General features: G+C 54.3%; 15 protein-coding genes, 2 tRNA genes and 2 pseudogenes. 13 read left to right on the top strand and 6 right to left on the bottom strand.

What is annotated here, in order from left to right:
* Positions 1-28 precede the first annotated feature (28 nt).
* Positions 29-787, bottom strand: a complete 759-nt coding sequence (locus H3V04_RS02150; RefSeq protein ID WP_232342423.1) for a TipAS antibiotic-recognition domain-containing protein — start codon at positions 785-787, stop codon at positions 29-31.
* A 381-nt stretch (positions 788-1,168) separates the two neighbouring features.
* Between H3V04_RS02150 and H3V04_RS10105 the strand changes: the two genes are divergently transcribed.
* The 6 genes from H3V04_RS10105 (at position 1,169) to H3V04_RS02125 (ending at position 5,793) form a co-directional block, all read left to right on the top strand.
* Complete coding sequence (locus tag H3V04_RS10105) at positions 1,169-1,504, top strand: ATP-binding cassette domain-containing protein (RefSeq protein WP_373564644.1); 336 nt, start codon at positions 1,169-1,171, stop codon at positions 1,502-1,504.
* Positions 1,505-1,777: 273 nt separating this feature from the next.
* The gene (locus H3V04_RS02140; protein ID WP_198187055.1) at positions 1,778-2,251 is read left to right on the top strand and encodes a hypothetical protein; all 474 of its coding nucleotides are present in this window, start codon (positions 1,778-1,780) and stop codon (positions 2,249-2,251) included.
* Between the two features lie 317 nt (positions 2,252-2,568).
* Positions 2,569-3,162, top strand: a complete 594-nt coding sequence (locus H3V04_RS02135) for a hypothetical protein (protein ID WP_198187054.1) — start codon at positions 2,569-2,571, stop codon at positions 3,160-3,162.
* 442 nt (positions 3,163-3,604) lie between these two features.
* Entirely contained in the window at positions 3,605-4,171 is a 567-nt protein-coding gene (locus H3V04_RS10515) for a hypothetical protein (RefSeq protein WP_373564642.1), read from the top strand.
* Positions 4,155-5,186, top strand: coding sequence for a hypothetical protein (locus H3V04_RS02130; RefSeq protein ID WP_198187053.1), 1,032 nt, complete (start codon positions 4,155-4,157; stop codon positions 5,184-5,186). The genes H3V04_RS10515 and H3V04_RS02130 overlap by 17 nt, the downstream gene beginning before the upstream one ends.
* A gap of 427 nt (positions 5,187-5,613) precedes the next feature.
* On the top strand, positions 5,614-5,793 hold the full coding sequence (locus H3V04_RS02125; protein WP_198187052.1) for a hypothetical protein: 180 nt from the start codon (positions 5,614-5,616) through the stop codon (positions 5,791-5,793).
* Between the two features lie 872 nt (positions 5,794-6,665).
* Here H3V04_RS02125 and H3V04_RS02120 read toward each other — a convergent pair.
* The 4 genes from H3V04_RS02120 to H3V04_RS02105 all read right to left on the bottom strand — a co-directional run bounded on the left by H3V04_RS02120 (position 6,666) and on the right by H3V04_RS02105 (position 10,814).
* Positions 6,666-7,118 carry a hypothetical protein gene (locus H3V04_RS02120; RefSeq protein ID WP_198187051.1) on the bottom strand — a complete coding sequence of 151 codons (453 nt, stop codon included), beginning with the start codon at positions 7,116-7,118 and terminating at the stop codon, positions 6,666-6,668.
* 691 nt (positions 7,119-7,809) lie between these two features.
* A tRNA-Arg gene (locus H3V04_RS02115) sits at positions 7,810-7,938 on the bottom strand.
* Positions 7,929-10,109 carry a glycosyltransferase family 39 protein gene (locus tag H3V04_RS02110; protein WP_232342421.1) on the bottom strand — a complete coding sequence of 727 codons (2,181 nt, stop codon included), beginning with the start codon at positions 10,107-10,109 and terminating at the stop codon, positions 7,929-7,931. The genes H3V04_RS02115 and H3V04_RS02110 overlap by 10 nt, the downstream gene beginning before the upstream one ends.
* Positions 10,110-10,325: 216 nt before the next feature.
* Complete coding sequence (locus tag H3V04_RS02105) at positions 10,326-10,814, bottom strand: hypothetical protein (protein ID WP_198187049.1); 489 nt, start codon at positions 10,812-10,814, stop codon at positions 10,326-10,328.
* 509 nt (positions 10,815-11,323) lie between these two features.
* On the opposite strand from H3V04_RS02105, the gene H3V04_RS02100 reads away from it, so the two are divergent.
* A complete protein-coding gene (locus H3V04_RS02100) occupies positions 11,324-12,043 on the top strand; it encodes a hypothetical protein (protein ID WP_198187048.1) in 720 nt (239 codons plus the stop codon).
* Positions 12,044-12,058: 15 nt separating this feature from the next.
* Positions 12,059-12,331, top strand: coding sequence for a DUF2599 domain-containing protein (locus H3V04_RS10510; RefSeq protein WP_198187047.1), 273 nt, complete (start codon positions 12,059-12,061; stop codon positions 12,329-12,331).
* A gap of 677 nt (positions 12,332-13,008) precedes the next feature.
* Here H3V04_RS10510 and H3V04_RS02090 read toward each other — a convergent pair.
* Positions 13,009-13,082: transfer RNA gene (locus H3V04_RS02090), tRNA-Pro, on the bottom strand.
* 179 nt (positions 13,083-13,261) lie between these two features.
* Here H3V04_RS02090 and H3V04_RS02085 point away from each other — a divergent pair.
* From H3V04_RS02085 to H3V04_RS02070, 5 genes and pseudogenes are all read left to right on the top strand, one after another.
* Complete coding sequence (locus H3V04_RS02085) at positions 13,262-14,692, top strand: UTP--glucose-1-phosphate uridylyltransferase (RefSeq protein WP_198187046.1); 1,431 nt, start codon at positions 13,262-13,264, stop codon at positions 14,690-14,692.
* A gap of 143 nt (positions 14,693-14,835) precedes the next feature.
* Positions 14,836-15,619: pseudogene (locus H3V04_RS10505) on the top strand (WYL domain-containing protein); the annotation flags it as partial.
* Between the two features lie 74 nt (positions 15,620-15,693).
* Positions 15,694-16,791: pseudogene (locus H3V04_RS10500) on the top strand (helix-turn-helix transcriptional regulator); the annotation flags it as partial.
* A gap of 21 nt (positions 16,792-16,812) precedes the next feature.
* Positions 16,813-17,136: a hypothetical protein gene (locus H3V04_RS02075; protein WP_045935335.1), complete on the top strand. Its 324-nt coding sequence runs from the start codon at positions 16,813-16,815 to the stop codon at positions 17,134-17,136.
* A gap of 13 nt (positions 17,137-17,149) precedes the next feature.
* On the top strand, positions 17,150-19,714 hold the full coding sequence (locus H3V04_RS02070; protein WP_198187044.1) for an RNA helicase: 2,565 nt from the start codon (positions 17,150-17,152) through the stop codon (positions 19,712-19,714).
* Positions 19,715-19,790: the final 76 nt, after the last annotated feature.

The raw sequence follows: 19,790 nt of genomic DNA, 5'->3' as shown, positions 1-19,790 counted from the left end.
GATACGTAGACGGAAGATACTGACTGCATCACTCCCATTTGACGGTTGCCGGATCTATCCCGCTTGCACGCGCTGCAGTTTCGATTGCGACCAGCATCCATTTCGCCAATCCAGGTTCCAGTTGTTCGTAATGGCGTCTGAAACGCGGGTCGGCCACATATAATCGCCCCAGAATGACATGCATGGACGGCGTCACATGGAACCATGACAAAGCCTGCCGATGCTCGTCAATCAGTTCGAGAACCTTATCTGAGGACGGTGGCAGACCTTTTCGCTTGGCTTGTGCAAGCTCATTTTCTACATTTTTGAGCCGGGCCGTGTCCTTTTTCTGCTCTTGCTCGGAGCACATGGCTTTTCGCTCCGCATATTCAAGCCACTGCCTACTAGTACCCCAGCGTTCGTATGCTTCCGAAAAGTACTGGTCCTCCTGACCGGTCTTCGTAGCGGCTGAATCATTACCCGACTTCACCTCAGCAAGGACTATGAGCCGGTCCAAACGATTCGTAGCTTTCCTAAGAAGCTGGATTTTTTCCTCAATCCGCAAACGCTGACCTCGCAACTCATCCAAGGCCAGCGGTGCCTTGCAATTGAGCAATGCCTTGATTTGTCGGGCATTGAAGCCCATCTCCCTGTATGTCACAATTCGCTCCAGCTGCGCGACGTCACCCTGCAGATAATGCCGGTAATTCGACTGGTCGCGAAGGGGGAAGATCAGTCCTTCCTCCTCCCAGTGGCGCAACATTCTCCGACTGACCCCAATAAGCTCAGACATCTGACCGATGCTCAAGCCGCTCCTGCTGCCCTCGCCACTGAATTTACTTTCGCGTGTCATGCCTTGACCCTAAACCCTGCCATTATGTCAAGATCGAATCGTTTGTTTTCTGGGGGATGGGTGAGTGAGTGCATGCACACACCGGCCCCTAGCGTCCCAATACCCAATAACAAGTTCTTGATGAGGACGCTTTTAGTTCTGCATGTTTGCAAAGTAGCCCCTACTCAATCATAAAGACGACTAAATCCAGCGAGCCTCTTTTCCTATGGATGCAAATCAGCCTCATCAGCAGCGACTTGTCCCCTGCAGGGGTCAGTTTCTTTTCCCGCGTTGAAGGATTGCACCCGCCGAACTTGCATAGGAATCAGTTGAATTCCGATTGGAAGGGGAGGCGCAGTGGCATATACGGACGGAAACAATGACCCGCAACTGGCTGTGGTTACACAGGGGCTGATCAAAGCCTATGGAGATTTCAAAGCCGTGGATGGGCTGAATCTACAGGTGCCAGCTGGCGGGGTCTACGGGTTGCTGGGACCAAACGGAGCCGGAAAATCGACAACCATGAAGCTCCTCCTGGAATTGACAAAACCGACTGCTGGAAGCATGTGGCTGCTAGGACAGCAGGTCGGAAACAAGAGCACGATCCAGCCAGGCCTTGTGGGCACCACTACGAGGCACAATGCCCCAAAGCCATATGAAAGGTCCGACGGATACACGATGGAGCACCTGTAAGGGGACGGCTGTGCCTCGTCACCCCCAAGAGAGCGGACAGGTCAGGCCCGTTTCTCCTCGTCTCGCAGCTCGTCGAGGTCATGCGCCGGTACCGTACCTGAAGGCAACCAGGGACCGGCCCAAACCGCACGGGCTCATCTCTTCCGCAACCGGGACGGCCGCCCACGGCTCTGGTCCACCGACACCGCCGAATTCAAGGCACTCCTCTAGAAGGCCGGCAAGGACTCGGCCGAACGGACCGGGCACAAGACTCGCTACTGCGCTGTCACCCTCATGCGCAAGGCAGGCAAGGACACCAAGGCCATCGAAGAGATGATCGGCCGCACCAGCATCAAGGTGGACGACATCTACACCACCATCGACAGCGAGCAGCAGGCCGACGCGGTCAAAGCCATCCCCGACGCCCTGCGGCTGCCTATGTCGCTCCTACCCGCAGGCTCCGAACCGACCGGAGAGCAGATTGCGGAGGAGGAGTGGCGACCCCACGAGTACTCTGTGGGTCACTCAAGGGCGTGGGCGGCAGGAAGGCGGAGCCCGACAAGACTTGATAATAAGGAAAGTCCTGCCGAAGCGAGGCAGATGTCGTTAAGAAGATTGGGCCGACACAGGCATGCGAATACAACAGGATTTCGAACACTTGAGGCCATGACCTGCGTGTCGGGGAAGCTTGACTTGATGAGCGTAAAACAGACTGTGCCCATCTTCAACTTATTTATTGTGTGCCGAATAAACAGTTTCAATCCCTGATTGTTTTTACTGAGAGAACTGATTGCTTGACTTTCTCCGATGCGAGCAAAATAAATGTTGAACATGATTTAAGAAACTGAACTCCGCACTGCGTTGGGAGGTGGGCAACAATAATTCGGCACTCCACGAGATGACAAATCCTTCATGTTACTGTATTAAACTGAGCATCACAGCACATCAGAATCTGACTATCAACTAAACTTAAAAAATGATATGGGACGCTGAACAAACGAATGTAGATATGACACAGCAAACAGCTATATCGTATGAGGAAAGCAAAGCTCAATCATCAATGTCGGAGGAGGAAGTTCACAAGAATGTGCAAAATTCAGAAAGATGCAGAAGTAAGAAAGTTGGAGCTTGCTGCTGTTTATGATGATTACAAAGTAATTAAGAGTCAAGTACAAGTTGATGATGTAGTAAAACGTGCGATCCAGGAAGTACCTGACAATAAACCCACCGGTCGCGAAGAAATCAAAAAATACAAAAGTACTAAAAAAGAGCTACAGCGCAGAATAGACTATTGGGTCGAAAGCAAGACAAGAGAGAAACTGACTTGCTTACAAAAAATAGTTCTATTCGGTAGTATGATTATTATAGTTTCCATATTTGCCGTCCAGCAAAGATTACCCTTGATATTAGGAATTTTCTCACCCGAAACTAGACGTACCATATACCTCATCTGTTATTTCGCGGTTCTCATTTTACCAGCCATCAGTGCAGCTTGCACCAGTATCGCTAATATAGCGGTGAAGAGATATGATAGAGCAATAGAGCTGCTGTGCGAAAAAGAGCAAAAAATCTTCAAGCGGTCAGCAGCATACCAACATAAAATCGCTTGGAAAGCAATCACAGAAGCTCTAACTGTCATAACAGCATTCATTGCTGCAATCAGTCTGATAAAAGTCTAACTCTGGTTTCTGCACTGTGGAAGCATATTATCTGAATTATAATCCCAAAGTAACCAATAGATGAGGGAAGAAACCTATCAAGATAAGCTCCGAATCCCCCCCCCCCCCCCCGTCGCTCCTTCGAGCTTGCAATCTACTCCAAGTCTTTCTTCCTATATTCGTGGATGCCTTTCTTTGCCAGTCGCTTCCACTTGTCCGTCGTCTGGGCGCTGACGGATTGCTCTACGCATACCGAGCCGCATTTTTGAATCCTGAAAGTGGATTGGTATGTACCTAGTCATTAGAGCTAGTGAATTTACACCCTATTATCAGTTGCGTTATTTTGTGATGGCTTTCGAATGCATCTCAATATTTGTAGAAACACAATGTACATAGTATATGCCTATTAAGCGAAGCTGATAGAGTAAGAAAACGGATCGTAGGCCAATGAGGAGCAGAAAAGATGATACCGGACATAGAGCCTAGCGGTTTTTTGCCTGTTGGCAGGTATAGTTGCAGTCTCAATGAGGTGAGAACCCGTTTTGTTGATTCCAAAAGTTATGCTCAATCAGTGACAAGACGAGGTATATGGTCTGATTTTTTGGATTACCTCTCTGCTTTGCGTTCTTTGACACCGGTCTGTGCGGTTTGGATAGCAGGGTCGTTTATTAGTCGGAAAGTCAATCCGAACGATATAGATATCGTGCTGCTATTGGATGGTGAGGAGCTGGATGCTAGATTCCCTGATATGAGTGCACAAGCGAAGAACTTCCTCCTCGCGTCTGGCAGAGGGCATCTAGGATGGGCTCACTTACGGATACCGCTGAAAGTCGATACGTATACGGTTACTTGGCGGGCATTCATGAACGGAAACCCGAATGATAACAATCGTATTAATTACTTTTCATGGCGGGGATATTGGGATGACTTTTGGCAACGTTGCAGATCTAATCAACCTTCTTCATTGAGAAGAGACTCAAGACCTGAACGAGGATATCTGGAGGTGGTTCTTGATGGCTACGGACAGTGACCGTGATTTGCCTGTGAATTCTGCGGGTATCGAATCTACTGGTAGACACAACCTGATTGACCTTATCCCTTCTAATATGGCTGTTCCGAATTTCGAAGCGTCTGATTTAGATAGAATATCCTTCGAAAGTTTTGTATCAAGTCATACGAATCAGCCCGGGAGAAATCTGACATCAAAAGGCCGTTTGCACGTCATAGAAGGCGATTCATCTGAGCATCGCGCCGATTTGAGGAACCTAAGTAAGTTGTTGCTGAATTTTCAGAATTTGGCGGATAGTGTGGGAGGATCCCTAAACGGGCACAAAAGCAATCGAGGCAAGCTGCCTTCAACCGTACTGGAGAAAACTCGCCTTGATTTAAACGCAAGTCCTATGCCCGGTTCCGTGGTTTTCTCAATCAGCCCCAGGATATTGCCTAGTGCTGAACTGGAAGGTAGAGATACCGCGCTCATCGATCCTGAAACGGACCAATTACTGGACCTTGTTTTTCCAAGAATCAACGAGCTTTTTGGGTTGATGGTTGCATTGCCAGAAGATCCGACACAGGAATTGGAGGCGGATAACTCGATTCTAGCGAATCAACTACGGGAACTTGGGCCAAGGGTAGCTTCTTCGCTACATCATCTGGCTGACAGTTCATATCATAGTAATCTGTCTCTAGATTTGTCCTGGGAGGAGCCGGGGAAACCAACCTTGCAGTCAGACCGTCTAACACCATCTCTTGCGGAACGTGCAGCTGAACTTATCTCTCACAGCTCTACTGATGAAGAAGAATCGCAGATTAAGGGTGTCATGCGCACCGTCAGCGACATTACAGCTTTGGCTATCACACCCTTTGAAAACGGAAACCCGTTGGAGACCATACATGTTGTGGGATCTAATTTACCTGAAGGGTCACTCGAAGGAATTGAAGTTGGTTCGCGTGTGGTTATAGAAACAGTAGTGACTAGGACATCTGGATCATTCTCTGGTGAAGAGGGCGAAAAGTATCGAGCCACTGCAATTCACCTCCTTTAGAGACAGATAGCGCATGCATTGTTTATTTACGATGTGTACTTGCGGTCTATTAAGATTTGCGCTCGGTGCTAAGTCCGCCACGACTCTGAACCAGTGAAGAATCACTTGGTGCTGCAGAAGTCGTTTGCCATGTTGGTGATCAAGGCTGGATATCTTTGCTCTAGAGATGGCAGGGTCGTCTTTCCATATCTCACGCGGTTCCGCTCCGAGGCGAATATGGGTTACAGCCAGTCCGGCCGCCAGCATTTCAACCCTACTGGCGGCAACTGCGATTGTTCCTTATTGGCCATCCTCTGCCTGAAGAGGCCAGTTTCAACACGGGGCAGGCGACCTATACGGGGTAACCTCTCCGCGGCTCACCGCTCGCGGCTGAGCCAGGCTGCCTAACAACGGCCGGCCGCAGCTCGGCGACATCCTGCTCAATGACGTGCACCAAGTCGCGTTCTACCTCGGCAACGGCAAGCTCACCCAGACCGGCCAAAGTGAGTACAACAGCGCTGAAGAGGCCAGGGAGACCAAACTGGCGGCGAAACTAATATTTCCAACTATTACAACTTTCTTTGGGATTGTTATCTCAGATGGAATGGCGATGATGACATGCCATTGAGCGATGGCGATATCAGCAGACTGAGTAAGACCGCAACACGGGAGGTGTGATCCTATACCTACGGTAAATCGACCACGCCGTTCAACTACCTCACCGCAAGCTACGATGGGTCGCAGCCGTCCCTGGACAAGGCCAACAAGCTGCCCCATGAGCCATGGCCTACAAAGGTCCCGGCGCGGCGGACTGCGAGGACGCCTACGGTGCCATCAACCAAGCGGCCGGCTCGGCAAAGGTAAGACAGGTCAAAATCGAGGCGCTCGAGACGGCGGTCAAGGCGGTGAGCGCGGTCAACGGGATCGACCCCACGGGCGATCGCCAGCATCGTCGACAAGGCCGTACACGATCTGCTCGACCACATCAAAATCGTCGTGACCGCCACCAGCGGTGTCTAGACCGCATGTCAGCAAGCAACTCATTATTTTTCACCCCCCAAACCCGACACCAAGCCTGGGAGCGGGGGAGTTTTCGCGTTTCAGCGAGGATTTATCCATGTTTCCGACGATCTGCCCGCGATGGCTTGCACACATCACGTAGTCTGGTCTTGTCGTGCCGTCCGGCTTCCCCTAATAATGCGGACGTCATGATATTTTATTTGAGGGATTGGCTGAGTGTGATGGTGGTCTTGCCTTGGATGGAGTGGCGATGCATGTCGTAAGAGTTGAGCAACCGCCAATGCTTATGTTTTTATGATCATGCTCATTTTGCAAAACTAATGAATATTGACCATTGCTATCACCATGATCAGAATTCGACTAAAAAGCAATTCGAAGTATCCATCAACTTCTTTTACTATGGTTCCATAGCCTGCACTAACGTCTAAAGTTCCAGCCTTAGCTTATCAATATTATTTTTGATAGTAGTTGAAGAAGGTTTCATTGGTTTTCCAGGCGAAGGTTTTTCGACATATAGATATTTCCCTCATACCTTTTGCCATTCTGTTGGATCTTTATATTGCAAAGCCAGTCCCCACTTTTTTCTTCATAAAAATTGATGGATGGCGTGCCGTCAAGCCCGATGCTAAACGCAGCATTCCCGGTATGCATATTCGCAACGCCATAGGCCAATGGAAGCCGCCACATAGATTCTTTACCGTAAGCTATCACAGGCATGTTGTAAACGCCTCTGAAATTTTGTACACGCACAGATTCCGGAATTCTGCTCTTTGTGTTGTAGTTCGCGCTTAAATCTACTTCTATGCCTGAGCACTCTATGGTAATCGGCGAATTAGGCTCTCCAGCCCAGTCGTAACCTTTAGGCTCTCTAGGATCCAAAACTTTTGGACTTACCTGCACTACGTTAGGCGCTTTGACCGTCAGATGAATCACATCGCAGTAATCATAAACGGCGGGAATCGGTGCGAACGGTTCAATCTTTTCTCTGTCCTCATCCTTAATGCCTCAGATTAAATACGAATGCAAATAGTGATCACTACCGGAAGAGTTGTTTCCAATTTTCAACCATTCATCCATGGTGATTTCACTCATATCTTTTGGTGCTTCGCCTACTATGTAAGCCACCTTGCTAGGTCTTATTTGATCCTCATTCAGGATACACGGCAAAAACCGATAAACACGAAGGCCTATAGGCTTAGTCCACCAACCTAAGCAACTCGATAATTGCCTCGATGTCAGACCTATCATCCAGGTGTGGCCTATATCCCTGATGACATCTCTTAGATCCCCGACAACCACCCGGCTATGTGCCGCGTCGAACGACGAGCGGGAGCGGCTGATCATCCTTTTACTCAAGAGCTTGAACCAAGTTATCGGACTGGAGAATCAGGCCGGACTCAGCCGACAGGACCGCAAGCGCCTCTCAGTCGCCCACCAGCAGATAAGATCTGACCTCGCCACAATACGGTACTGGGCAACCAAGAAGACAGTCACGGAGATCAAGTGCAGGTACAGGGCGGATCGATGATTTTGCTGACTATGACACACGAACCGTGAATTGCTAGTTACTGCTGCAGATAAGGTAAAACCCCTACATCCGTTTGGGGAGTAGGGGTTTGTCTGATGACCCCGGAGAGATTCGAACTCTCGACCTACAGATTAGAAGTCAGTAGCTCGTCTCATCTTTATCTTGTTACCGCAAACGGAGGGAGTAGCTTTTGGATAGTTCGGCCCTCTTTGCGCTCAGCTGGCCTGCTGCTGGGTCAGATCATAAACAGTGACACCATCAACCGTGGTTGCGGTATAGTGCTTGGCCACCCACTGCGAGATTCGCGTGGCAGTGTCGGAACCTCCCATCTGATGTCCGCCCATCTCACCAGCTATGTAGTAATGAATCTGCCTATCCTTCACGTACTGCTTGAACTGTTCCAAGCTGGGGTAGGGGTCGGAACCATTGAACCCGCCAATGGCCATGACCGGCTTTTGAGAAGCCAGCTGATAGCCCGCCGCCTGCTGGGATCCTGTCGTGGCAGCGGCCCAGCGATGGGAGTCGGATGACTTTTCCAGTTTGGCTACGATCTTGGAACTGGACCGGCCTCCACCATGCAGACTTCCTCCTTTCATCCTTCCTCCTTCTGGTCCACCCTGGAATCCAGATTGGCTTCTGCGCTGTGAACGCATGGAGGGCGCACCCGAAGGGCTGGATTCCCCTTGTGACCCCGAGGAACCCTGGCCCATTGGACCTGGTCCTTGAGAACCCATGCTGGGAGCCTGTTGACTATTCGAACTGCCGCCAGGCATCTGGCCCTGCTGGCGTGACTGACCCTGCTGATTCATCGGGTCTTGGCCCATTTGATATGAGCCCATGTGACCGCCGTCACCTCCAGGTTTACCTTGCTGTGGCATATTGCCAGGTGCCATGCCGCCCGCCCGGCCACCACCAGGAGCACCCCCGGGCATACCACCGGGGCCACCGCCCATCCTCCCTGAGCTAAGGCTGGGTCCGGCTAAAACGATCGATCCCATGTGTCCTTGGGATACGGTGTACAGCGCCCATGCAGCAGGGCCAGCCATAAGCCCTATGACTGAGAGAATGAGGGCTACAAGAGCGCGTCGTCGTATTGGCAACAGTCCAGCCAGGGCAAAACCGAGGGCGCCCATGAGACCGATTATGAGAATGGCCCACTTGAGCCAGGGGAGCCACTGGGAGCGACCTGTCAGGCTGAAATCCCAGAAGGCTGTAAAGGCGATAAGAATCGGCGTGACAATCCTGGCCCAGAGCTTGTCCCGGGCGATCCACAGACTGAATGCCCCGATGGCCACCAGAGCAGCCAGGGCAGGAGCCAGAGCCACGGTGTAATACTGGTGGAAAATGCCGGCCATGAAGCTGAAAACGAGCCAAGTGACGGTCAGCCAACCTCCGAACGCAATGACACTGGCCCTGCGCACGTCAGTGCGAACGGCCCTGCCGATAACCAGCAAGCTGATGACAATGCCTGCGAAAGCCAAAGGAGCCAGCCAGGAAATCTGCGTACCGAACTCGCCGCTGAACAGACGATTGAGACCAGTCTGGCCCCACATGCCACCACCACGACCACCGCCAGCCGGCATGCCGCCTCCCTCATGGCCGTGGCCAGGTATGACGGATCCTTCTTCGCTGCCGGTCAAGCGTCCGAAACCGTTGTAGCCAAAAGTGAGCTCAAGGAAGGAATTGCGCTGGGAACCACCTACATAAGGTCTGTCGCCGGCAGGCACGATGACCGTCAGCAGCACCCACCAGCCAGCGGCGACGATCATGGAACCAATGGCAGCCAGTGAATCCAGGATGCGACGAACCATGTCTGTCGGCGAGGCCAAAAGAAAAGCCAGGGCAAAACCAGGCAGTACGAGCAGCACCTGCAGTTGCTTGGCAAGGAAGCCGAATCCGATCAGAGCACCGGCCAGGACCATCCACCAGGTGCGCTTTCGATTGCCGGAAGGATGGTTGGCATACTCCAGGGATCTGAGGAGCACGTGAGTGGCACCGGTCATCAATAACACAAGCAAGGCATCTGGGTTGTTGAAGCGGAACATGAGCGCTGCTACCGGAGTGAGCATGAAGATGAATCCGGTGACAATGCCCGCCCAGTTGCCCCAGTATCGACGCACGGTGGCATAGAGCAGATAGGTGGTCGCCACCCCCATAAGTGCTTCCGGCAGGAGGATGGCAAAGGAACTCAGACCAAAGATGCGCACGGAAAGTGCCATCGGCCATAGAGCTGCAGGTGGCTTGTCCACGGTGATGGCGTTCCCTGAGTCCAGGGACCCCCAGAGAAAGGCCTTCCAGCTGACCGAGCCAGCCTGGGCCGCAGCCGAATAGAACTCGTTGGCATACCCGGAGGCCGTAAGATTGATGAAGAATATTGCACAGGCTGCAAGCAGCATGACACCTAGCGCCACCCAGTCTTCACGAGTCCGTCGGGGCAGAATATACGCGCGGGAAGAGTGCTCATCAGCGACTGCATCTGCGCTTGTTGATCGTGGCGGATTGAAAGTCCGCGAATGCTGGGAGAAGCCATAGCTGCTGTGAGAAGCCAATGAAGCGTTCATGATAGGTGAAGTTTGCTCTTTCTGTACGAGATTTCGTTTGCTGTCAGCCGCTCAGCAAGCGGCAGTCTCTTTGTCTGGATTCTGCATACGTGAATGCGGATCCTCCTCTTTGGCAGGCAAGAGGGATCCGCGCAGCTCATGCTGGCGGATCTGGGTCCAGACGGCAGGGGAGTCCAGGTCAACGCGAAGCCCATCGACCGCTCGGGCCTCCATATCCTCCCTGACCCGATGCATGCCCTCCAGATCCTTCTTTACCGTGTCTGGAATATCGACCGTCGATCCGGCATCCTCCACCCAGCGAACAGGAAGCTCCAACATGGTCATCCCGACCTGCTGGGCTCGTACAAGCAGCTCGGTATCGAAGAACCACTCGTCATCCTTCACCTGCGGCAGCAGGACATGTGCAGCCTGGGCAGTAATGGTCTTGAAACCGCATTGGGCATCATGAAAGGAGACCGCCAGATATGAGCGGAGCATGAGGTTGTAGGTGCGCGAAATGAATTCACGTTTGGGGGAGCGGGTGACCTGAGATTGTGGCATAAGACGCGAGCCAAAGGCGATGTCAGCCCCGCCCTGGAGAGCGGAATGCTTAGATTAGGGACGATGCAAGTGAATAATAGACAAGAGGGAAAGTTAAGGCTCTTAACAAGGGAGTAGCTCCTCAGCAAGATGTGAGTGTTTGATTTTTTTCTACCTTAATCGCTTACTATGCGCTTTATATGCACTCGAAAGCATCCGTCATCAGTATCAGTATTATGCACAATCTATGCATCGATTCAAAATGATATCGATTGTAACGATCCATTCGGATTTGATTCTGCACTTGCAGTATGTTTTGCGATATATTGGGCTTTCCCTTCTGGTGGCCATATATATGAATATTGGCATATGTAAATAGAGGTGTACTCCTTGAACCAGATACGGTGCCTTCTTTCAAAAAGGAAAGGAAACAAGTATAATAAATGAACGTGGTGAGGTTTTATATATATTGATAATATTTCTCACGTGATGTATAGAATTTATTAACATTCAAAGAAGATTGGTAAATTATGAAAAACTTGAAACGTATTGCCATTGCGTGCAGCACAGCAGTCATTTTCGTAGCTTTAACTCCCTCAGTCGCAAATGCAGCGGAGGCGCCACCAGAGAAAAGCTACGATACGAAAGTAATGAGCGGTTTAATAAGTACGTCGAAGTTGACTGTTGAACTCTTGAAATCTCATGGCGGATTCTATGAGGCCGCGGCGGGACTGGCTACTGTGTCAATACCTAAGAACCCTGAACAACCTGTTTCGATATTTAATCAAAATGAGCCCAACGCAGTTCTTGTAAAAGCTTCAGTTGATAGTATAAATCCCAAGCAGTACGTTGAGAAAAACACTGTTGTTACTCAAGATAAAAATATGTTTATAGGCCTACAAGTCGTAGACGGTGGAATACAGCAGATTGCTTATATAAAAAACAATGCCGCTACTCGCTTGATTTCAGTGAATTATTCGACCAAAGGATCAGCCCATTTGGCATTTGCTAAAGACAATAAAGGGCGGACTGATGGTAGCGTAGCTCTGTTTGAAGATGCTGCTGAAAATAATCCAATTCTCTTTATGCCCGTTCCCTCTGTAAAAGATGCTAACGGGAAACCGGTACGTATTCATTACCAAATCGAAGACCATAACCTAGTCCAGTTGATTGACCAGACGTCGAATGTTGAATACCCGATTGTTTCGACTTTTACATCTATAGGAACTTTCTTTAGTTCCGATGGATGAATATACCGATCCCCGATGTGGTCTTTATCTCTGGTTCCTAACTCATGGTTCCGAGTCGCTGGCGGATTAAACGGTGTTGCCGAAGAAATTGTTAATCGACAAGCTTGGAATCAAATTTATGCAAAACACCATGCTAATGGGCACTGGAGAGATAGAAATGTAAACGGTATGTTCAACCAATACGAATGCCATTTTCATTTCGGTTTTTGGAAATCGGCTTTCAATATAGAACCTGATCGGCCGAACCCTGATTTCGGCACTTATCTAAAAACAAGATGTAACCCGTAACATTATTGCCCATGTTGAGAGTAAGGGGTTGCTTGTCGGCTCCTCACTCTCAACTATTAAATATCCTTAACTACGCATACTAACCAGATAATCATATTAATATCAAATTATCATTAGTGGTTGCACAAATCTGATGAAAAGAGCTGTTTATGAAGGTCGTCGCGATATTTATAAATGTAATGAGTCTTGTGGGATTAGTTGTCACATTATACATGCAGATTCAGATTGGGTATTACAGTGACGAACACCCCAGCCTTTATAACCAATTTGATGAGTCGCAAGGAAATCTTGCATGGATTTGTGTTTTTCTTTTTTTTGCTCTCTGTATACTGTCACTTACATTGATTATTCAGATTACAGAACAAACAGAACGAAAGTCATCTCTTCAACCGAAGAAAATATAGCTTTTGCCAAGCTTGCCTCTATAAAACCTCTCGTAGCGATATTAAAAAGTGTAGCGTAATAGAATTCTATCTATATACCTTAATTTATATACCTTATATATGTGCATGCCTGTAAGAAAGTGAGGAGCCCCGCGTCATTAACGAATACATAGCACATAATTTGTCATACCGAAGAGGCGGATAATCAGAAATACAGTTTTTATCATATATGTCACCAGAGCAAAACAAATAGGACATTAAATTTCGAGAACCTTGGCAACTTGTATAACTTTGTCGGGCCGGCGGGATTTGAACCCGCGACCCCTTGACCCCCAGTCAAGTGCGCTACCAAACTGCGCTACGGCCCGACGGTGCATCAGCACCGAGTAGAGATAGTAGCACAGCGTCACCGGACCGACAATGGTCCGGCGAGTCCCGGCTGACAAGTTCAGACAGACTGATCCCCATGATCGACTTGCTATCATGATTCTGAATGGTCAGCGCAATCCGCGTCGGCCGCAAGTCGTCCCAGCCCGGAAGGGGTTCCATGAGCACAGACGTTTTCGACCTTTCGGCCGCGAAGATGCGAGACAAGGGCATGAGCGAAGTCTCCATCAACCAGTTCAGGCATCTTTACGAAACCTGGCAACGAGGAGATGCCAAGGCCTGCGTGCGTGAGAAGGACGTCACCCCGCTCAAGGACGTGCCCCGCACCAAGGACATCCACGACACCATGGACATGGACATGGCCCTGGACGCGTTCTCCCGCACCGCCTTCATCAAGCTCAACGGGGGGCTGGGCACTTCCATGGGCCTGGAAAAGGCCAAGTCTCTGCTGCCCATACGTCGCCACAAGGCCCGTCGGATGCGCTTTCTGGACATCATCATGGGCCAGGTGCTGACAGCCCGCAAGCGCCTGGGAGTACCCCTGCCGCTGATCTTCATGAACTCCTTCCGCACCTCGCGCGACACCATGCGCGTGGTCAAGCAGGACCGCCGCTTCGTCCAGAACGACGTGCCCATGGAAATCATTCAGCACATCGAGCCCAAAATCGACGCCGACACCGGCCGTCCGGTCGACTTTCCAGCCAAGCCGGACCTTGAATGGTGCCCTCCCGGCCACGGCGACATCTTCTCGACCATCTGGGAGACCGGCCTGCTGGACACACTCAAGGAGCAGGGGATCGACTACCTGTTCATCTCCAACTCCGACAACCTGGGCGCCCGGCCTTCAAGGACCCTGGCCGGCTATTTCGCACAGTCCGGAGCGCCCTTCATGATCGAGGTGGCCGAGCGGACCGAGGCTGACCGCAAGGGCGGCCATATCGTCATCGACAAGACCAGCGGACGTCTCATCCTGCGGGAGATGTCCCAGGTGGACCCGCACGACCGCAGCTCGGCCATGTCCATCCGCAAGCATCCCTACTTCAACACCAACAGCATCTGGGTCAGGGTCGATGCCCTGCGCGACAAGCTGGCCCAATATGACGGCGTGCTGCCCCTGCCTATCATCGAGAACCGGAAGACCGTCGACCCCACCGATCCCTCCACCCGTCCCGTGGTGCAACTGGAGACCGCCATGGGCTCTGCCGCCACGCTCTTCGAAGGAGCCATCTGCGTGCAGGTGGACCGCATGCGCTTCCTGCCCGTCAAGACCACCGACGACCTGTTCATCATGCGCTCCGACCGCTTCCATCTGACCGACTCCTATGAGATGGAGGACGGCAACTACGATTTCCCCAACGTCCAGCTGGATGAGCGCTACTACAAGTACATCGCCGACTTCGACGAGCGCTTCCCCTACGGGGTTCCCAGCCTCGCAGCTGCCAACTCGGTCACCATCGAGGGAGACTGGACCTTCGGCAGGGATGTGACCCTGTATGCGGACGCCCATCTGAGCGACCAAGGGCGCTCCTCATACGTGCCCAACGGCCAGTATGTGGGACCTCAGGGTATCGAACCGGACGAGTGGGTCTAAGGCCAGGCCCGACAGGGTTCAGCCTGTCAAGAAAAGGGACCGTATTTGGGTGTTTGGCTCCCACGGTCCTGAAAATCAATCTATGATAGGTAGACGTGCGTTAGGCGCACTGATACACAAATTTTAACGATACGCGAGGACTGATGGCAGAAGGCACGAACGGAAGACGGCGTTTCTCGGATAAGTGGGGCAAGCACGAACTTGATGTCCTGGCCGTCTTATCGTCCGCTTTCCCGCAATGGCTTACATCAAGGCAAATAGCGCAGCGGGTCAAGGCCTATGCCGACTCCTACGGCGAGCTGGCCGACCAGGCCGCCAAGGCAGCCTTCGCCAAGCAGTTCCAGCGTGACCGGGCCAAGCTGGCGGCCATGGGCATAGCCATCGAATCCCGTCAGCCCGAGTATTCCTCCAAGTCCGAGGGGCAGGATTTCGCCTCCTACCGTCTGCAACTGGGGGATGAGCCGCGCATCCGCATGCACTTCAATCAGGAGGACATGCCGGTGCTGGCTGCGGCAAACTACCTTGCACGATCAATCGCCATGTCCCAGGAGGCCTGCGAGGAGCCGACCCGACCGGTCTCGCGCACCACGCCCCGAGTGCCGCAGGTGCCCATCCCTGGCCTGGGTCTGGACTCCATAGCCCCTGGGCTGGGTACTCAGCGCATTCCCGACAACCTGGTCAAGGTCATCGATTCCCGTCGCTTCGCCGCCACGGTGGACGTGGACGGGGAGAACCTGAACGTGGCATATGCCGACTCGGACGATCTGGCCATGTTCGTCCTGGAGCACCCGGATGCCTCCATCGTCAGCCCGCAGGAGGCCGCAGACGCCTTCCGTCGGCGTCTGGATGCAGCCACCCGCTTCAAGCTGGCCGACGAGTCGCAGAGCCCTGGCGCGGCAACGGTCATCTCCCCGGAGATCGCCCGGACCAGCGTCGAGCATTTCGCCAGTGACCTAAGCGACGACGATACCGACCTCCGCCACGCCCGCCGAGCCAGCGCATCCTCCTTCCAGACCGGGTCCGAGGTGGACCGCCGACTGCGGCTCATGCTCTTCCTGTCCGCACATCTAGGCGAGGAATTTTCCCTGGCCGAGCTGGCCGATCGCTTCATCGGCCACCCCAACAGCAAGGAAGAGCTGCGCAAGTACGTCAATACCATCCACAAGGACATCAACACCCTGACCACGGTTTCGGATGACGGGGAGATGGCCGGCAGCCAGTTCTTCGACATCGACTGGTCCCTGCTGGATGACAGCGGCATCGTCTCGGCCACCAACTCGCTGGGCTTGGAGCGACTGGCTGGCATTTCACCCCAGTACCTGAGCATGCTGACCGCCTCGCTCAACTACCTGGCCCATTCGCCCCTGCTGCCCGAGCAATCCCGCACCCAGGCCGAGTCGCTCTATCAGCGCCTGCGAACGCATGTAGGGCCGGGCGAGACACCCTGGCTCTCCCTTACCGGGTACGAGACCGAGCCCAAGAGTTTCTCGGTGGTACGCCGGGCCATCAAGACCGAGTCCCTGCTGGACATGGAGTACACGGACGCCGCCGGCCGGACCCGCCGCAAGGTGGTGGCCCCCGCCAAGATCTTCGTGGATGAGGGTGTCTACTATGTCGCCGCCTGGACCGATATCGGCGATGCAGCGGAGGGCACCGAGGCCGCGGATGCTCCTTCGGATTCCAGCCGCCACCTCAAACAGGGCACCGGACGCAACAGGCAGTGGCAGGTTCTGCGAATCGCCAGAATCGAACATGCAACCATCGTCAAGCCCAGGCACAAGGTGGAGTTCCCGGACGTACCGGTCAGCGAACTGCGCAAGTGGTCCTTCGACAACGGCACGGCTGCGGTCTTCATCACCGACCGGCCGGACCTGCCCTACATCAAGTCCCTGCCGGGTGCCTCTGTGGAGCCCTGCGGGTCCGGGCAGAAGGTCCACCTGACCGTTTCCTCGGACTCCTGGTTCGTGGCCTTCTGCATCGCCCACGCCAAGCACATCACCGCGGTGGCACCCAAGACCCTGCGCACCATGATCCTGGCCCGTGCCCAGCGCGAGATCACCATCAGCGACGCTCACGACAAGGAGCAGGACCGGCACTAGTCCCGGTCGGAGAGGAGTGCCATGCCTGGATGGATCTGGATCCTTCTTGTGATCTTCATGCTGGCCATGCTGATCGGCGGAGCCGTCTACGCCATCCGCCACGCCATGGCAGCCAGCCGCTCCATAGGGCGGGTCTCGGACGATCTGAACCGTCACATGCCGCAGCCCCCGGCAGCAGGGCAGTCCCAGGCAACGGATAGGACCAAAGGTCCGGCCTTCGCCCTGCCCCTGTCGCAGTCAACCGAGCGATACAGCCAGGCCCATGCCCTGGTGCTGGAGCGCAAGGAGCAGCGCAGAAGGAACCACGGCCGCATCTGGCGGCGGTGGAAGCAGTTCAATAGGTAGTTCTTGGAGGAACATGTCAGGTCATCGTCACCACGGACAGGATTCATCAGCATCCGAACCGGGGCCGGCGGAACGCTACGCCCGCTTCAGTCGCAACCGCAAACGCATGACCGGAGCGCCCGCACGTTTTCAGTCCAAGTTGCCCTTCCCTCTGGACGACTTCCAGTTGGAGGCCATCACCGCCCTGGAGGATGGCGACAACGTCCTGGTGGCCGCTCCGACCGGCGCCGGCAAGACCATTGTGGCGGACTTCGCCGTATTTTTGGCCCAGGAGCAGAACGTCAAGACCTTCTACACCACCCCCATCAAGGCCCTGAGCAATCAGAAATACCATGACCTGGTCGACCGCTATGGCGAGGACCGGGTGGGGCTGCTGACCGGCGACACCTCCATCAACTCCGAGGCGGACATCGTGGTCATGACCACCGAGGTCCTGCGCAACATGCTCTACGAGCAGTCCTCCACCCTGACGGCCCTGAAGTACGTGATCCTGGATGAGGTCCACTATCTGGCCGACCGCTTCCGGGGGCCAGTCTGGGAGGAGGTCATCATCCATCTTCCGGCTTCCATCCGAATTGTGGGGCTGTCGGCAACCGTGTCCAACGTGGAGGAATTCTCCGACTGGATCTCTTCGGTGCGTGGGCGCACACATCTGGTGGTCTCCGAGCGCAGGCCCGTGCCGCTGGAACAGCATGTCCTGGTCCAGGCCGACAGGCATACCGAGCCCGAAATCCTGGACCTATATCGGCACGACGGCTCAGGACGACAGACCCCAAAGATCAACCCGCGTCTGGTCTCCCGGCTGGCTCAGCTGGACAAGACCGGACAGGAACGTGCCCAGGCCCGCGACCAGGGGCACCACCACCGTCATGGCCGCGGCGGCAGGCCGGAGCAACGAATGGGGGAGCGGTACCGTCCAAGCCGGGCCGACGTGGTCGATGAGCTGGACTTCATGGATATGCTGCCCGGCATCTACTTCATCTTCTCCCGCACCGGCTGCGACCAGGCCGTCCAACAGTGCATCCGGGCAGGGCTGCAGCTGACCACCGACGAGGAGGCCCGCCGCATACGGCACATCGTGGACTCCATGGCAGCCGGCCAGCTCAGCAAGGAGGATCTCAAGGCGCTGGGATTCTCCCAGTTCCGTTTCGCGCTGGAGCAGGGCTTCGCCGCCCATCACGCGGGTGTGGTCACCCTCTTCCGGCAGATAGTCGAGCATCTGTTCGAGTTAGGACTGCTCAAGGTGGTCTTCGCCACTGAGACCCTGGCCCTGGGCATCAACATGCCCGCCCGCTGCGTCGTGGTCGAGAAGCTGGAGAAGTTCGACGGCACCGGCCATGTAGCCCTGACACCCGGCGAGTTCACCCAGCTGACCGGTCGGGCGGGCCGGCGCGGCATCGACGACATCGGCCATGTGGTGGTGGTCGACCACCGGGATTTCAGCCCCAAGACCATGGCGGCCCTGTCCAGCAGGAGGGTCTACCCGCTACACTCCAGTTTCCGGCCCACCTTCAATATGGCCGTCAACCTGCTCAATTCCTCCAGCTACACGCGTGCCCGGGACACCTTGGACCACTCCTTTGCGCAGTGGGAGGCCAACCGATCAGCCTCGGAGCTGGAGGAACGCATCGAGACCTTGACCAGCGGCCTGGAGGACTACCGTAAAGCCGCCCGGTGCAGCCGTGGCGATCTGATCGAATTCATGCGCATCCGTGCGGCCCTATCCTCGGCCCAGAAGAACGATCGCCGCCGCCTGAAGCGTCAGCGATTCACCAGCGAGAAGGCCCGCGACCGGGCATTCCGCGACCTCGATCGGCACATCGACCAGCTACGCGAGCAGGAGCGCAACCATCCCTGCCGACAGTGCCCGGACCTGCCCAAGCACCTGCGCTGGGGGAACCGGTGGATCCGCATGGACAAGGAGCTACAGCGCACCCGGGAGCAGTACGAGTCCAAAACGGGGTCGGTCTCACGCCAGTTCGACAGGATCTGCCAGATTCTGGCCGACCTGCGCTACACCCGGGCTGTGGATCCCGACGACTGCCGACTGACCCGGAAGGGCCAACTGCTTCGGCGCATATACAGCGAACAGGATCTGAGCCTTGCCGAGATTCTGGATCGGGGCATCCTCGACGATCTGGAGCCCCCCGAGCTGGCGGCCGCGGTCTCCGGGCTGGTCTACGAATCCCGCCGTGGGGTAGGGGAGCAGCCGGGGGAGAGGGCCGGATACCGGGCTCCCAGACTGGTCGAAGCCATGGAGGATATGAAGCGTCAGTGGTCCCAGGTGCAGGAACGCTGCGATCAGGCCGGATTGGAGCTGCCCCCGGAACTCGACTTCGGCTTGGGGCCGACCATCTACGACTGGGCCTGCGGCGACTCGCTGACCACCATCCTGCGTGACAGCGATCTGACGGCGGGGGACTTCGTGCGCAACGCCAAGCGCCTGTCCGACGTGCTCACCCAGATCGTCCAGGTGGAACCCTACCTGGGCAGGGGAGGGCATCACCTGGCCAGGACTGCCAGCATCGCCGCCGACCAGGTCAATCGCGGCATTGTGGCTTACACCGGCGTGGAGTGAACACGGGCCCAATCGGGGAATAAGTTTCAGGTCAACACTGTTCTGTAGCTTGGAGGCAGTGACGGACACGAGTATG

Source organism: Bifidobacterium sp. M0353, assembly GCF_016100645.1.
GTDB classification, from domain to species: Bacteria; Actinomycetota; Actinomycetes; order Actinomycetales; family Bifidobacteriaceae; genus Bombiscardovia; species Bombiscardovia choladohabitans.
The sequence above is the reverse complement of the archived record's forward strand: the minus strand, read 5'-3'. Positions and strand labels throughout refer to the sequence as shown.